The sequence below is a fragment of the Dyella sp. genome (genome assembly GCF_036746095.1).
GTDB lineage: Bacteria > Pseudomonadota > Gammaproteobacteria > Xanthomonadales > Rhodanobacteraceae > Dyella_B.
This window is the reverse complement of sequence record NZ_DAIOEU010000060.1, coordinates 12,367-27,083: the sequence shown is the minus strand read 5'-3', so window position 1 is coordinate 27,083 and position 14,717 is coordinate 12,367. Positions and strand designations below refer to the sequence as shown.

The 14,717-nt window shown below is 62.7% G+C and carries 10 protein-coding genes and 1 pseudogene; 5 read left to right on the top strand and 6 right to left on the bottom strand.

Features of this window, described 5'->3' with window-relative positions:
* The 5 genes and pseudogenes from V7M64_RS18570 to V7M64_RS18550 form a co-directional block, all read right to left on the bottom strand.
* Nucleotides 1-318: STN domain-containing protein (locus tag V7M64_RS18570; RefSeq protein ID WP_333681203.1), on the bottom strand; the 318-nt coding region annotated here is incomplete at its 3' end.
* Nucleotides 319-438: 120 nt separating this feature from the next.
* Nucleotides 439-1,566: a FecR domain-containing protein gene (locus V7M64_RS18565; protein WP_333681201.1), complete on the bottom strand. Its 1,128-nt coding sequence runs from the start codon at nt 1,564-1,566 to the stop codon at nt 439-441.
* Nucleotides 1,559-2,077, bottom strand: a pseudogene (locus tag V7M64_RS18560) (RNA polymerase sigma factor); the annotation flags it as partial. The gene V7M64_RS18565 and the pseudogene V7M64_RS18560, both read right to left, overlap by 8 nt.
* A gap of 345 nt (nt 2,078-2,422) precedes the next feature.
* Complete coding sequence (locus tag V7M64_RS18555; protein WP_333681199.1) at nt 2,423-3,061, bottom strand: TIGR02466 family protein; 639 nt, start codon at nt 3,059-3,061, stop codon at nt 2,423-2,425.
* Nucleotides 3,062-3,162: 101 nt separating this feature from the next.
* Nucleotides 3,163-3,510 (bottom strand): hypothetical protein, encoded by a 348-nt coding sequence (locus V7M64_RS18550; RefSeq protein ID WP_333681198.1) that lies wholly within the window; start codon nt 3,508-3,510, stop codon nt 3,163-3,165.
* A 167-nt stretch (nt 3,511-3,677) separates the two neighbouring features.
* Here V7M64_RS18550 and V7M64_RS18545 point away from each other — a divergent pair, with 167 nt between their 5' ends.
* From V7M64_RS18545 to V7M64_RS18535, 3 genes are all read left to right on the top strand, one after another.
* Nucleotides 3,678-4,598 (top strand): M14 family metallocarboxypeptidase, encoded by a 921-nt coding sequence (locus V7M64_RS18545; RefSeq protein ID WP_333681197.1) that lies wholly within the window; start codon nt 3,678-3,680, stop codon nt 4,596-4,598.
* Between the two features lie 107 nt (nt 4,599-4,705).
* Nucleotides 4,706-5,128: a response regulator gene (locus tag V7M64_RS18540; protein WP_333681196.1), complete on the top strand. Its 423-nt coding sequence runs from the start codon at nt 4,706-4,708 to the stop codon at nt 5,126-5,128.
* A gap of 117 nt (nt 5,129-5,245) precedes the next feature.
* Entirely contained in the window at nt 5,246-8,140 is a 2,895-nt protein-coding gene (locus tag V7M64_RS18535; protein ID WP_333681195.1) for an ATP-binding protein, read from the top strand.
* A 221-nt stretch (nt 8,141-8,361) separates the two neighbouring features.
* Here V7M64_RS18535 and V7M64_RS18530 read toward each other — a convergent pair whose 3' ends face one another.
* Nucleotides 8,362-9,951: a PAS domain-containing protein gene (locus V7M64_RS18530; protein ID WP_333681194.1), complete on the bottom strand. Its 1,590-nt coding sequence runs from the start codon at nt 9,949-9,951 to the stop codon at nt 8,362-8,364.
* A 363-nt stretch (nt 9,952-10,314) separates the two neighbouring features.
* On the opposite strand from V7M64_RS18530, the gene V7M64_RS18525 reads away from it, so the two are divergent.
* Both V7M64_RS18525 and V7M64_RS18520 read left to right on the top strand, forming a co-directional pair.
* Nucleotides 10,315-12,990, top strand: coding sequence for a glycoside hydrolase family 2 protein (locus tag V7M64_RS18525; RefSeq protein WP_333681192.1), 2,676 nt, complete (start codon nt 10,315-10,317; stop codon nt 12,988-12,990).
* A gap of 87 nt (nt 12,991-13,077) precedes the next feature.
* Entirely contained in the window at nt 13,078-14,511 is a 1,434-nt protein-coding gene (locus tag V7M64_RS18520) for a glycoside hydrolase family 125 protein (protein ID WP_333681190.1), read from the top strand.
* The last annotated feature ends 206 nt before the right edge of the window (nt 14,512-14,717 follow it).

Sequence of the window (14,717 nt, the reverse complement as noted above, 5' to 3'; positions counted from 1 at the left end):
GGTTGCCACGTTTCCCTGGATGATCGTCACCGTGTTCGGCGTTACGAAGCGATAGGTAAGGCCTGTGCCCGCCAGCAATTGGCGCAATTGCTGTTCCGGCGTGAGGCCCGCCTGTGCACCGGCGCTGCGGATGCTGTCGGCGATTTCCGAGCCATACACGATCTGCAGCCCTGCTTCGTGCGAGAAATTCTGCAGCGCCTTGGCCAACGGCATCGGCGCAATGGCGGTGGTGTGGGGAGCGGCGGCTTGCGCGAACGCAGCCAGGGGAATGCCTGTGCCCAGCACAAGGGCGATATGAAGCGCTAAACGGTTTCGCATGCGGACTGACCCTGGGAGGATGGCAACGGCGGCGCTACGCATGTCGCGTTTATCGCCGCCCATACCATTGAAGAGTCCCGCCGCGCAAAACCGGGTACCTCCGCTTAGGTGAATTTTTTCTTACAGCCGCTCGGCTTTTGTGTCAGTTTGATGCTTGGCCACCACGCGGATGCGATCAGCATCGTGGATGATGCGCACGTCCGGCAAGGTGGCCAGGTACGCCATGAACGCTTGCGGATTGTCCGCATGGAACACGCCGCTGATGCGTTTGCCGGCAATGCTCTGGTCATCGATTTCCAGCGGCGTGTCGGTATAGGCGTTGAAGCGGCGCGCCACGTTGGCGATGGTCTCGTGGTGGAAGCTGATATCGGTGGGCAGCCAGGCCGTGGCCTGGGCCACCGCCACCGGACGAACGGTGCCGGTGCCCGAAACGTCGAAGGCGATCTGCATGCCGGCCGTAAGGTCCGCGACCGCCAGACCAGGCAACGGCGGCTGGTTGCCTTGCGCGGCAGATGACGGCGCGTCGAGCACGCGCACACGGCCGCTGATGACGGTGAAGGTATCGCCGTTGCTGTCGCGCTTCACATCGAAAATCGTGCCGATGTCCTGCAATACATGCCCGCCCACGTCCACGAACATCGGCCGCGCCGGGTCCTTGCCCACGTCGAACAGCACATGGCCGCTGTGCACGTCGATGCGGCGGACATGGCCGTCGTAGTGCACGTCGATGCTGCTGTCGCGATCCAGCTGGACCAGTGTGCCGTCGGCGAGCGTCAGCGACTGCATGGCCTGCGTCGCGCTGTAGTGCTTGGCGAAAACGGCATCGGCTGGTACCCGGGTGGCACGCCAATGCGCGGCACCCAGCCAGGCCATGGCAATGCTGGCCGCGCTGGCGGCCCCGGCCAGCAGATAGCGGGCCAGGCGGCTGCGCGCCGGCGGCGGTGGGCGCTCTGCGCGCAGCACCTTTTCCATGTGCGGGAACATCACGATCGGGTTGTCGCGCCGGGCCTGCTCGGTCAATTGCTCGGACGTGAGTTTTTGCAGCGCCGCCGCCGCCTTGATATCGCCGTGCAGGCGCACCATCGCGAAATACTCGGCAACATGCTTGGGCGATGCACGCAACCATGCCAGGAACGCCACGCGCTGGCGCTCGCTCAGCGGTTCCTGCTGCTCGATGTACCAGGCCACCGCCTGTTCCGTAATGCGGCGCGCTTGCCGCGCCGCGTCGAAATGCGTCGACTCATTCATACTCGGCCATCCTCTGCCGGCACGCTGCCAGGCCCTTTACGATGTACTTCTTTACCATGTTCGTCGAGATCGACATGCGCTCGGCGATCTCGCGATACGACAGCCCGTCGCGATAGTGCATGACCAGCACCGCCTTGCACTTGGGCGACAGGCGGTCGATCAAGGCACTCAACTGCTGCTGGCGCGACTCCCTGTCCATGTCCGCTTCCAGGTTGGTAGGCGCCACCAGCTGCTCCACCACCTGCTCCAGTTCATCGCTGCCCAGCGGCTGCTGCGCGCGCAGCAGGGCATGCTTCTTCACCAGGTTGGCGGCGACGGTGAACAGATACGCTTCGGGGCTGCGGATATTCGCGGCATCGGCCGGTTCGATGCGTAGCAGGCGCAGGTACACCTCCTGCACCAGGTCCTGCGCATCCCACCGATGCGCCACACGCCGGAGGAAATAGTTGCTTAGCGTCGTGCGCTTTTCAGCGAACAACGCCGACCACGCTGCATGCTTCTCACGCATCGAACCTCCTTCGACCGCGCTAGTCGAAGCAGGCTACGGCAAAACTCAGAAGATTGCAGAGGCTAGGGGCCGATGGTGACGTTTTTGTGAATTGCTCAAGGTATTCCTCCGCGCAGGTTGCCGTGAAAGTGCATGTCCCTCTCCGATCCGTCACCCGGCATTCGCCGGGTGACGGTGCTTGAGGTCACTTTCATCATGGCGGGTGCTCAGGCGCTGCATGATGGTTGGGTTGGGGTGAGGCGCAGCCGGACCCAAACATGGCCTGCAAGCATCCGGAGATGTTGGGGTTCGCGTTCCGCTCACCCCAACCTACGCCACAACACGCGTTTGCCGGGGCGACGAAAAATCTCACGCCCGCAACGCATTGAACGGAATGCAAATCCGCATCACGTCATGCTCATGCGGCTCCACAAAATGCTCCAGCCAATGTGGAAACAACACCAGCAATCCCGCCGACGGCCGCAACTGAATATCCTTGTATGCATTCGCGCCGTTGCCCCTGGCGTAGGAGTTCAACACGCCCGCGCGCGGATCCTTGAACACCAGCGCACCCGACCCTTCCGGCACCTGCAAATAGAACGTGCCGCTCAGCAGGGCCCCTTCATGCATGTGCTGGAAATTGAAACCACCACGATCATGGATATTCACCCAGGACTGCAACTCGAACGCCAGCGAACCCACGCCCATCTCATGCAACGCCTGTGCACAGTAGTGCCGCAAGGCTTGGCGCAACTCGGCGAAAACCGGCTGTTGCAGCACGGCGTTGTCGACGCTGTTCCAGCCGCCGCGATTGGTTCGTCCTGCCGGCACCGGCGCCGCCGCGCGCATGGCGAGAATTGCTTCCACCCATACGGCAAAATGCGGCGCCAACGGTTTGAGCTGTACTTGCCAGATACGTGTGGGAAACAGATCGAATGCCTGGGCCGGCATAAGCTTTGCCTGCGTATGGCTGCTCTCGCCCATCGTTACGCTGTACACCTGATTCATAGCCTGGCCACCATCCGACGCTCACGTAGGCGGGGATGATAGTCCCGGCATCTGACATATCGACGATGCCGGATTTCACCCCGCCTACGTTTGCCGCAAGGCTAGGCCGGTATCGGCAGGCACTCCATGATCTCGATCGAGTCGCCAGGAAACAGCGTGAAATGGGGATGGCCTTCAAACAGTTTGGCTGCCTGCTCGTGCGATTCCGCCTGCACGACGGTAAAACCGGTCAACTGATTCCTGATCTTGCCGATGCCTCGCTTGGACGCGCTTAGCGTCTTGCCGAGCGGCGCACCGACTTCGACAATCGCGTGCTGGTTGGTTTCCACCCATTGCTTCCATGCCGCGATACCTGTTTTCTCGCGTTGTTGACGTTCCGCATCGCTCAAGGTGTTCCAGTCGCCAATCCCCGCTTCGGTACCGATATAGACCGCCAGAAACCGTTTCATAAGTTCGCTCCAGAATCGTTCGTGGGTGACATTTGCAGGACCGGACGCCAGCCCAGCACGGCGGGTCCTTAGAGGGTGACGAACGGCGGAGCACCAAACCGACAGCCTTCTCCGTGCGCTACATTAGGCCGCTTACCCGCTAAGCCCCCGGTACCTTGGAGCCAGCCATGACGATTCCCGCCTTCTACCCGATCGGCACACCTGGCACGCCGTGGGGCTCGGCCGACATCGCCACGTGGCTGGCCAAGCAAACGCGCCACCGCAGTTACCAGCAAGACGTGTTGAGCGTGGTCGATACCCTGCGCTCGCGCTACGAGGTGGTGGAATACGGACGCCTGGATTACCCGCCGGAAACCTTTCCGCTGATGGCGATCAAAACCCGTCCATGGCGAGATGAGTTGCCCTGCATGCTGGTAACCGGCGGCGTGCATGGTTACGAAACCAGTGGCGTGCACGGCGCGCTGCGCTTCGCGCAACAGCATGCGTCCGCCTACGAGGGCCGCGTCAATCTCGTGATTGCACCGTGCATCAGCCCGTGGGCGTATGAGCGCATTCATCGCTGGAATCCGCACGCCATCGATCCGAACCGCTCCTTCCGCGAAAACAGCCCGGCCGAAGAGTCGGCTGCGCTGCTGCGCCTGGTGGCGGGTTTCCGCGATCGCGTGCTGATGCACATCGACCTGCACGAAACCACCGACACCGACGAATCCGAGTTTCGTCCGGCCTTGGCTGCCCGCGATGGCGTGGCGTTCGAACCGGGCGAAGTGCCCGATGGTTTCTACCTGGTGGACGACAGCGAGAATTCGCAGCCCGGGTTCCAGCAAGCCGTGATCGAAGCGGTCGCAAAAATCACCCACATCGCGCCCGCCGACCGCAAGGGTGAAATCATCGGTTCGCCCGTGGTGGCGCCCGGCATCATCCAGTATCCGCTGCGCAAGCTTGGCCTTTGCGCTGGCATTACCTCGGCCCGCTACACCACCACGACCGAGGTTTACCCGGACAGTCCGCGCGCCACGCCGGAACAATGCGTTGCCGCACAAGTCGCCGCGGTTTGTGCGGCGATCGATTTTGCCTTGGCGCATGCTTGATCTTGCCAACGTGCCGCGCGAGGATGGTTGCCGCTGCGGCGCGTTGCAGGGGTAATTCGAACGCCGCTATCCAGCGGTAATGCATGGACTCGGCCAGGGGGTGCAGCATGAGCACGGGCGCGCCGGATATTCTGCTGATCGACGACAGCCCTACGACGGCTGACCTATTCAAGTACGCACTGCAGCTCAACCAGTCGCAGGTGACCATGCAGGTCGTCTATGACGGCCAGGCCGCGCTGGACATGTTGTTCGACAGCGAGCAGGCCACTTCCACGCCACTGCCGCAGCTCATCCTGCTCGACATGCATCTGCCCCGGCTGGATGGCCTGGAGGTATTGGCGCAGCTCCGCGCCAACGAGCGGACCAGGCGGGTGCCGGTCCTGATCTACAGCGGATCGGATGCCCAGGAGGCGAAGGCGGAAGCCATGCAGCATGGCGCCAATGGCTACGTCTGCAAACCCGCCGGATTCAAGGATACCTGCGCCATGATCAAGCGAATCGAAGACGAGTGGCTGAAACGCGCCGATTGAACGGCATGCCGCCTGGAAAGCCAGTGCGGCCTTGGGCTATTCCTTTACATGGGACATGCGATGAGTCCTGAAGTATCTGCGGGTGCTTGGTCCAGGCTGTTCGCCGGCGAGGGCGAAATGCGTGCACTTATGCGCGCCACCGACTGGTCCCAAACCCAACTCGGGCCTGTCGAAAGTTGGCCCGGCAGCCTGAAGACCATGCTCGGCGTGGTGCTGGGCAGCCGGTTTCCCATGATGATCTGGTGGGGACCCGAATTGCTGCAGCTGTATAACGATGCGTATCGCCCGATCCTGCGGCTGAAGCATCCCGCGTCGCTGGCGCAACCCGGCGCGCAATCCTGGGCCGAAGTGTGGGATGAGGCGGGCCCCTTGGTGCGCAGCATCCAGGAAGGCCATCCCGCCACCTGGATGGAAGACTGGCAACTGTTCATCAGCAGCGGCGACATGGCCGAGGAGACGTATTTCACGTCCTCCTACAGCGCGATTCCCGGTGACGACGGCAGCATTGGCGGCGTGTTGAACACCGTGCAGGAAACCACCGTCAAGGTGCAGAGCGAACGCCAGATCCGCATGCTGCACGATCTGGCCAGGCACGTAGCCAAGGCAAAATCCGAGCATGAAGCCTGTGCCATCGCCGTCGACGTATTGGCCGCCAACGCGCTGGATCTACCGTTTGTACTGGTATACGGCGTGGACGATCAATCGCAAGCCGCCACGCTCATCGCCGCGCGCGGCTGGAAGGAAGCCGACGTGCAAGCCATGCACGCACCCGTACCCACCGATGACCACGCCGACGCGCATGGGTGGCCCTTTGCGGCCGTCATGCAATCCGGGCACGAAGCGATCGTCGAGGATCTATCGGCCCGCTTCGGGCCCATGCCCATGGGCCCTTGGAATGCACGGGCGGAAAAAGCGATCGTGCTGCCGCTCTACCGCACGGGCAAGGCTGCACCCTCCGCCTTGCTGGTGGCAGGCGTCAGCCCTCATCGACGCCTGGATGAGCGCTACCACGCCTTCTTTCTGGCCATTGCCGACCAAGTGGCGAGCGCCATGGTCAATGCGCGTGCGCTTCAAGAAGAAAAACTGCGTGGAGAAGCGCTGGCCGAGATCGATCGCGCCAAGACCGCCTTTTTCAGCAATGTCAGCCACGAGTTTCGAACGCCGCTGGCGCTCATCCTCGGCGTCATCGAAAACGCGCTCGCCAACCATGCGTCCTTGAACGGCGATGACATGAAGGTCGTGCATCGAAACGGCATTCGCCTGCTGCGCCTGGTGAACAGCCTGCTCGACGTCACGCGCATCGACGCGGGACGCCTTCCGCTGTGCTTCGTGCCTACCGACCTTTCCACGCTGACGCGCGAACTGGCCAGCGCCTTCCATTCGCTGATCGAACAAGCCGGCATGCGGCTCATCATCGACTGCCCGCCGCTGCCCGAGCCGATCTACGTGGATCCGGCGCAATGGGAAAAGCTGGTGCTCAACCTGATCTCCAATGCCTTCAAGTTCACCTTGCAAGGCGAGATCGAGGTTTCCTTGCATTGGCAGGACCGGCACGCCCAATTGCGGGTGCGCGACACCGGCGTGGGCATTCCCGCGCACGAGCTGCCGCATGTCTTCGATCGCTTTCATCGGGTCGAGCAATCGCAAGGGCGCAGCTTCGAAGGCACCGGCATCGGCCTGGCGCTGGTGCAGGACCTGGTCAAGCTGCATGGCGGAAGCGTGCGTGTTTCCAGCGTGGAACAGGAGGGCACGACGTTCGTGGTTACCCTTCCCGCTGGTAGCGGACATCTGCCAGCCGAACAAGTCGCCCAGGAGCACGTGGCGCCTGCGCGGCCATCCAAGGCGCCGGCCCTGGTGTTGGAGGCGGCGCAATGGAATCGTCACGATTCCAGCGACCCGCCTTCCGTTTTCGATTCGACCACATCCGGCCAGGCGCATCTTGCAACCGGCCGCATCCTGCTTGCCGACGACAGCAACGACATGCGCGAATATCTGCTCCGGCTGCTGCGCCCCCACTGGCAGGTGGAAGCGGTAGCCGATGGGCAGGCCGCCTTGGAAAGCGCATGGCGCAACCCGCCGGACCTGATACTCAGCGACGTCATGATGCCGCGCATGAACGGGATTGCCTTGCTGCGCGCGCTGCGTGCGGAAAGTCGCACCCGCACCATCCCCGTGATCCTCCTCTCTGCGCGCGCCGGCGAGGAAGCGATGTTGGAAGGCCTCGACGTCGGCGCCGATGACTACCTCGCCAAACCATTCGCCATCCCGGAACTCATCGCCCGCGTACGCACGCACTTGACCATGGCTGCCGCGCGCAACGCCCTGAATGCGGAACTTGCACGCAACAACCAGGAGCTGGAGGCTTTCAGCCATTCCGCCGCGCACGACCTGCGTGCACCGCTGCGCGCCATCGACGGTTTCGCAAGCATCCTGCTCATGCAGAAGAGCGAAATGCTCGATGCGCAGGCCAGGGAACATCTGGAGCGCGTGCTGCACGCTGCCAACACCATGCGGCAAATGATCGACGATCTGCTGATGCTGGCGCACGTAGGGCGTGCCGAACTGCGCCGCGATCCCGTCGACCTGAGCGGCCTCGCACAAGAGTCCGTCGGCATGCTGCAGCGCCAGGAACCCGCACGGCAGATCCACATCGACGTTGCCTCCGGACTTGCCACCCGCGGCGACACCGGCCTGCTCCGCCTGGCGCTCGACAACCTGATCGGCAACGCCTGGAAATACAGCAGCAAGCGCGCGCCATCCAGGATCGAATTCGGCGCAACGAAAGCCAACGGCGAGCTGGCTTATTACGTGCGCGACAACGGCGCCGGCTTCAACATGGTCCACGCCGACAAGCTGTTCACCGCATTCCAGCGCCTGCACAGCGAAGACCAGTTCCCCGGCACCGGCATCGGCCTCGCCACCGTACATCGCATCATCAGCCGGCATGGCGGAAAGATCTGGGCGGATGCCGCGGAAGGCGAAGGGGCGACGTTCTATTTCACGTTGCCCTAGGGTCAATGGCGCCAGCTTGGAACATGCGATTGCACCTTGGATGCCTGCAGCCACGCAAGGCGTTAGTGACCAAGCTGATGCTCACCAGGCGCTTCCCTTGCGGCTCATGACGACTCCGGCATTCGAGCAGGCGGCGTGGCGCGCGGCGGCAACCTGGGCGTCCGTATGGCAACGCAATGCATCGTATCTGGATGCGGCTTGCTCACCCGGCAGGTCTCGCCTCACCCCGCATCCACTACCCGCTGATAAAGCAGCTCCCGCAACCTGCGCTCCAGGTCCGTATGGCGATACGGTTTGCTGAGCACGGGAAATTCCAGGTCCTGCTTGTCGTCGAACTGGGCGTAGCCCGTGACGAGCAGTACCTTGAGATGGGGCTGTTGCTGGGTGGCGATGCGTGCCAGTGCGATGCCATCCATCGAACCGGGCATGATCACGTCGGACAACAACAATTCGTAGCTGCTGTTCTGCCGGAGCATTTGCAGCGCGGAGTCGGCGTCGCTGGCGATGCTTGCCTGGTAGCCGAGCAGTTCCAGCATTTGCTTGGTGGTGGCGGCGACGTCGCTGCGGTCTTCCACCAGCAGGATGCGTGGTTGCGTGTCGGATACGGAGCTTTCGTGCGGCTGCTCCTGCTGCGGTGTCTCGATATAAGGCAGCAGCAGATGGACGGAGGTGCCCGCGCCTTCCTTGCTTTCCACATAGAGCGTGCCGCCGGATTGCCGCGCGAAGCCGTATGCCACCGACAGGCCCAGGCCTACACCCTTGCCTTCGGTCTTGGTGGTGAAGAACGGATCGAGCACGCGGTTGACGATGTCGTGCGGAATGCCCGGGCCGTTGTCGGCAATGATGATCTCCACGTAGCGGCCCGGCTCAACGCTACGCCGCGCGGCTTCGATGCGCGCCAGCTCGCGGTTGAACGTACTGACGTCCAGCCGCTGGTCCGCCGCGCCTTTCATCGCATCGCGCGCATTGATGGCGATGTTGACGATGATCGGTTCCGCCTGCGCGGGATCGGCCACGCAATGCCATAGCTGCGGCTGCAGATGCAGGTTGACGTGGATCTGCTCGCCCAGCGCCTGTGTCAGCACGCTGCTCAGTCGCTCCAGCAGCTGGTTCACGTCGATCGGGTGGGAAGCGAAGACCTGCCGCTTGGCAAACACCATCAACTGCTTGGTGAGCATGCCGGCGCGGTCGATGGCGCGCCGGCAGGTTTCGATGGTGCGGCCGGTGCGGTGCGCGATGTCTTCGTTGCTGGCCACGCTGATTTCGATCATTTCCAGCGAGGTCTGGATCACCTGCAGCAGATTGTTGTAATCGTGCGCGACGCCGCCGGTGAGTTTGCCCAGCGCCTCCAGCCGCATGGCCTGCTGCAGGGCTTCCTCGGTTTCCTTGCGTTGCGAGATATCGCGCTGGTAGCCGAAGTAATACGCGACCTGTCCGGTGTCGTCGCAAACGGGACAGATGTACAGCAGGTTCCAGAACGTGCTGCCGTCCTTGCGGTAATTGAGCAGCTCGGCGGACACCTCGCGCCGTTCGCGCAGGGCGTCGGCAATCTCGAGCACGGCCTCCCTGCTGGTGTCGCTTCCCTGCAGGAATCGGCAGTTGCGCCCGAGCACTTCCTCGCGCCTGTACCCGGTCATGCGCAGGAAGGCCTCGTTGGCGTAGAGGACGGCCTGTGCCGGGGTGGCGTCGGTCACGATGATGCCGACGCTGCTGGCCTCGATGCCTTTGGCCAAGGTGGCGGTATCGACGGATGTGCTGGCGGGGAACGGCATTCCTGGCACGCTGCTTTGCAGACCTGCGCGCGGGTTCATAGGCGCCTCCTGGTCGAATTCTTTTCTACTACCGCCAGCATCGTGGCCGCGTGAAGAAGCGCCAGACTTTTCCATGACGATGTATGGACGAAATTTGCCCGGTGCAGTGCCGCTCGTGCATAAGATTCACGACCCTATGACGGCCGCTGAAGGCGTCCGCCGAAAGCCTTTGCCACTCGTCATTGACCGGCCACGGGAAGCGTTGCCGATTTGCCGCGTCTGCCTTGCTATTGCACCGCGGCATGCGCGGCGCCCTAGGCAACTGCTAGGGTAGTTTGATATAGATCGATTTAAATGGGGTGCGCAAGACGGCGCCAGCCGCCGCCGCGCAACGGGTATCCACGCATTTGACGGCCCAACAGCATGCTTGAATCCATCCGCTTGTCCGCAGGCGCCTCGCGGCGTTTCTCGAAAATCGCCCTGCTGTCACTTCTGTTGCTGCCGCTGGCACCGTGCAACGTCAACGCACAGACCACCTCGCAGAACCTGGACGGCGGCTGGCGTTTCCGCCTGCTGGAAGGCGATGCGCAGTCGAAGGACCACCACGACGCCACGCGCTGGCACAACGCCAGCGTGCCGGGCACGGTGCAGACCGACTTGATGGCGGTGAAGCTGCTGCCCGATCCGTACTATCGCGACAACGAAGCGCGCGTGCAGTGGGTGGGGCTGTCCGACTGGCAATACGAGACCATCTTCGACGTCGACCAGGCCACGCTGGCGCGCGCTCACGTGGAGCTGGTGTTCGACGGCCTGGATACCTTTGCCGACGTCTATCTCAACGACCACAAGCTGACCTCGGCGGACAACATGTTCCGCCGCTGGCGCGTGCCGGCGAAATCGGCCTTGCACGCAGGCAGCAATACCTTGGAAGTGCGGCTGTACTCGCCGATCAAGCGCTTGCTGCCGTGGCTGCTCAAGCAGCCTTATGCGCTGCCGGGCGAGTTCGATTCCGCCTTCGGCGATGAGCCGAAAGGCAAGCAGACCGCCAATTACGTGCGCAAGGCGGCCTATCAATACGGCTGGGATTGGGGTCCGCGCATCGTCACCGAAGGCATCTGGCAACCGGTACATCTGGATAGCTGGAATGCACTGCGCGTGGATGGCTTCCACGTGCAGCAGAACTACGTAAGTGCCAGCGCCGCGCACGTGGCGGCGCAATTCGAAGTACTTGCCGATGCCAGCAAGACCGTGCACGTGAGCGTGGATGCGCTCGGCCCGGATGGACAGCTGGCCGCGCACGTGGAGCAGGACGTCACCGTCGATCCCGGCAGCAATACGGTAAGCGTGCCGCTGCGCATCGCCAACCCGAAGCGCTGGTATCCGGCCGGTTATGGCGCGCAGGACATGTATACGTTCAAGGCCAGCCTGCGCGATGGCGGCACCCAGCTATACAGCGTGCAGCGCGCCACCGGCTTGCGCACGATCGAGCTGCGGCGCGAAAAAGATGCCTGGGGCAAGAGCTTCGCCTTCGTGATCAACGGCATTCCGGTGTTCGCCAAGGGCGCGGACATGATCCCGTTCGACAGCTTTCCGCCGCGCGCCACCAACGCGCAGATGGAACGCGTGCTGCAATCCGCGCGCGATGCCAACATGAATGCGGTACGCATCTGGGGCGGCGGTTATTACATGCCGGATGCGTTCTACGAGATGACCGACCGGCTCGGCCTGATGGTGTGGCAGGACTTCATGTTCGGCGGTGCGATCCCGCCGAGCGACGTCACCTTCGTCCAGAACACCAGGCAAGAAGCCATCGAACAGGTGAAGCGCCTGCGCGATCATCCCAGCATCGTGCTCTGGTGCGGCAACAACGAAGTGCAGACCGGCTGGGATGGCTGGGGCGATCGCCTGGCGCTGAAGAAGGCCATCTCGGGCGACGAGCGCGAGAAGCTGGTGACCGGCATGGTCAACCTGTTCAGCAATACGCTGCGCAACGTCGTCACGCAATACGACCCTGCCGTGCCGTACTGGGCCAGTTCGCCCAGCACCGATTACGACGGCCCGGCGAACGTGCTCGATGATGGTGATTACCACTACTGGAACGTGTGGTCGGGCGAAGCCAAGCCGGTGACGGAGTATCTCAACGTCACGCCGCGCTTCCAGTCGGAATACGGCCTGCAGTCGTTCCCGGAAATGCGCACCATCCGCGCCTTTACGCAGCCGGGCGACCTGCAGCCGGAATCGCCGGTGATGCGCGCGCACCAGAAGTTCGACAGTGGCAACGGCAACAAGCGCCTGCTGCTGTACATCACGCGCAGCTATGGCGATCCGAAGGATTTCGAATCGTTCGTGTACTTGAGCCAGGTGATGCAGGCCGAGGGCATCCAGTTGGCCGCCGAGCATCTGCGTGCTTCGCGGCCGCAGGCGATGGGCTCCATGTATTGGCAGCTCAACGACGTATGGCCTGGCGCCTCGTGGGCCAGCATCGATTATTTCGGCCGCTGGAAGGCGCTGCAGTTCCATGCCAAGCGCTTCTATGCACCGCTGCTGATCGCGGCCTTGCGCAATAACGGCAGCACGACGGTCTCGCTCGTCTCCGACAGCACCACGCCGAAGACGTTGCACTGGCGCATGCGCACGATGGACTTCGCCGGCAAGGTGCTGAGCACGCATGAGGAAGCCGCCAATGTCGCGGCGCTGAGCAGCACCAAGGTGGCGGCGTATACGGATGCGCAGCTGCTCGACGGCCACGATCCGCATGCCACCTTCGCGGTGTTCGAATTGCTAGATGGTGACAAGGTGGTGTCGCGCAACCTGGTGTTCTTCGATGAAGCCAAGACGCTGGCGCTGGCGGTGCCGCAGATCCATGCCTCGCTGGCAGCCGGTGCGGATGGCTATACCTTGACCTTGTCGAGCGACACGCTGGCGCGCGATGTGTGGGTGTCGTTTGGCGACCTGGATGCCGATGTGTCGGACAACTCGTTCGATCTGTTGCCGGGGCAGAGTGTGAGGCTGACGGTGCACAGCAAGGCAGGGCTGGAGAAGTTGCAGCACGCGTTGCGGGTGCAGGATTTGGCGGGTGTGATGAAACCCGCTCGGTAAATGCCTGGTTTTCACATCCTATTTTTACTCGTCGTTCCGGCACGTTCGCCGGAATGACGATTTCGATAAAGGAGATATTTCGAGGCCATGCCCACACGCCGCGATTTCCTCAAATTCGTCAGCACCGCCACGGCCGCCGGCATGACTGGCGTAGCCCTGCCCGTCATTGCTGGCGCTCCGTCGAACTACGCCAGCAAACGACCACCCGTCGCCAAGCGCAAGTTCGTCAGCCCGGCCGTGGAGCAACAGCTGGCCAGCATCAAGGCGTCCATCGCCGATCCCAAGCTCGCCTGGATGTTCGAGAACTGCTATCCGAACACACTCGATACCACGGTGGAACTGGGCACGCTCGACGGCAAGCCGGATACCTTCGTGATCACCGGCGACATCGACGCGATGTGGCTGCGCGATTCCTCCGCGCAAGTCGTGCCGTACATCCCCCTGGCCAGGCACGATCCGGCGCTGCAACGACTGTTTCGTGGCCTGATCCGCCGCCAGGCGCGCTGCATCCGCATCGATCCGTACGCCAACGCCTTCATGCCCGACCCGCATGCCAAGCCGCTGAAATGGTCGGTGCATGACAACACCGATATGAAACCCGGCGTGGGCGAGCGCAAATGGGAAATCGATTCGCTCTGCTATCCCATTCGCCTTGCCCGCGGTTATTGGCAGGCCACCGGCGACACCGAGCCGTTCGATGACGATTGGCGCACCGCCATGCACCTGGTGCTGAAGACCTTTCGCGAGCAGCAGCGCAAGCACGATCACGGCCCGTATCACTTCCAGCGCATGTCGGAAGTGCCGACGGAGTCGCTGATGCTGGGCGGCTACGGCAACCCCACGCGTCCGAACGGGATGATCCATTCCATGTTCCGCCCGTCCGACGATGCCTGCCTGTATCCGCTTTCCGTGCCATCCAACCTGTTTGCCGTGCTGTCGTTGCGCCAGTTGGCAACGATGAGCCGCGCCGTGCATCACGACGACGGCTTCGCCGCGGAGTGCGAAGCGCTGGCGAACGAAGTGGAACAGGCAGTGCAGAAAGATGGCCGCATGCACGATGCCAATGGCCAGGCCTTTTTGGCCTATGAAATCGACGGTTTCGGCAATCAGCTGTTCATGGACGATGCCAACGTACCCAGCCTGCTCGGCTTGCCCTATCTGGGCTGCTGCGATCGCAACGATCCGCTGTACCGCCGTACGCGTGAACTGGTGTGGAGCACGCGCAATCCCTATTTCTTCCGGGGCAAGGCGGCCGAAGGCGTCGGCGGACCGCACGAGGGGCTGCGCATGATCTGGCCGATGTCGATCATGATGTATGCGCAGACCAGCCTGGACGTTGCGGAAATCCGGCAATGCCTGACATGGCTGCGCGATACCGATGCCGGCAGCGGCTTCATGCATGAGTCGTTCGACCAGGACGATCCGGCTACATTCACGCGTAGCTGGTTCGCGTGGGCGAATACTCTATTTGGCGAATTGATCGTCGATATTCAACGCAAGCATCCCGAGCTGCTGCGCTAAGCACCGGAACGCACATAGGCTGGGGATGGCGGGTGTCGATGCCGGGCTGTCATGCCAGCCGACATGCTGGCCGTAATCTCCCTTCCACGAGCAGCTGGTTTCTTCACGTCGCCTTCACGCACCGGTTATCAGATCGATGCAAACGCCGCGATGACGGCGTGATTATTCACAAACCTCCTACAGTCTTCTCGATAAGGGATAACATG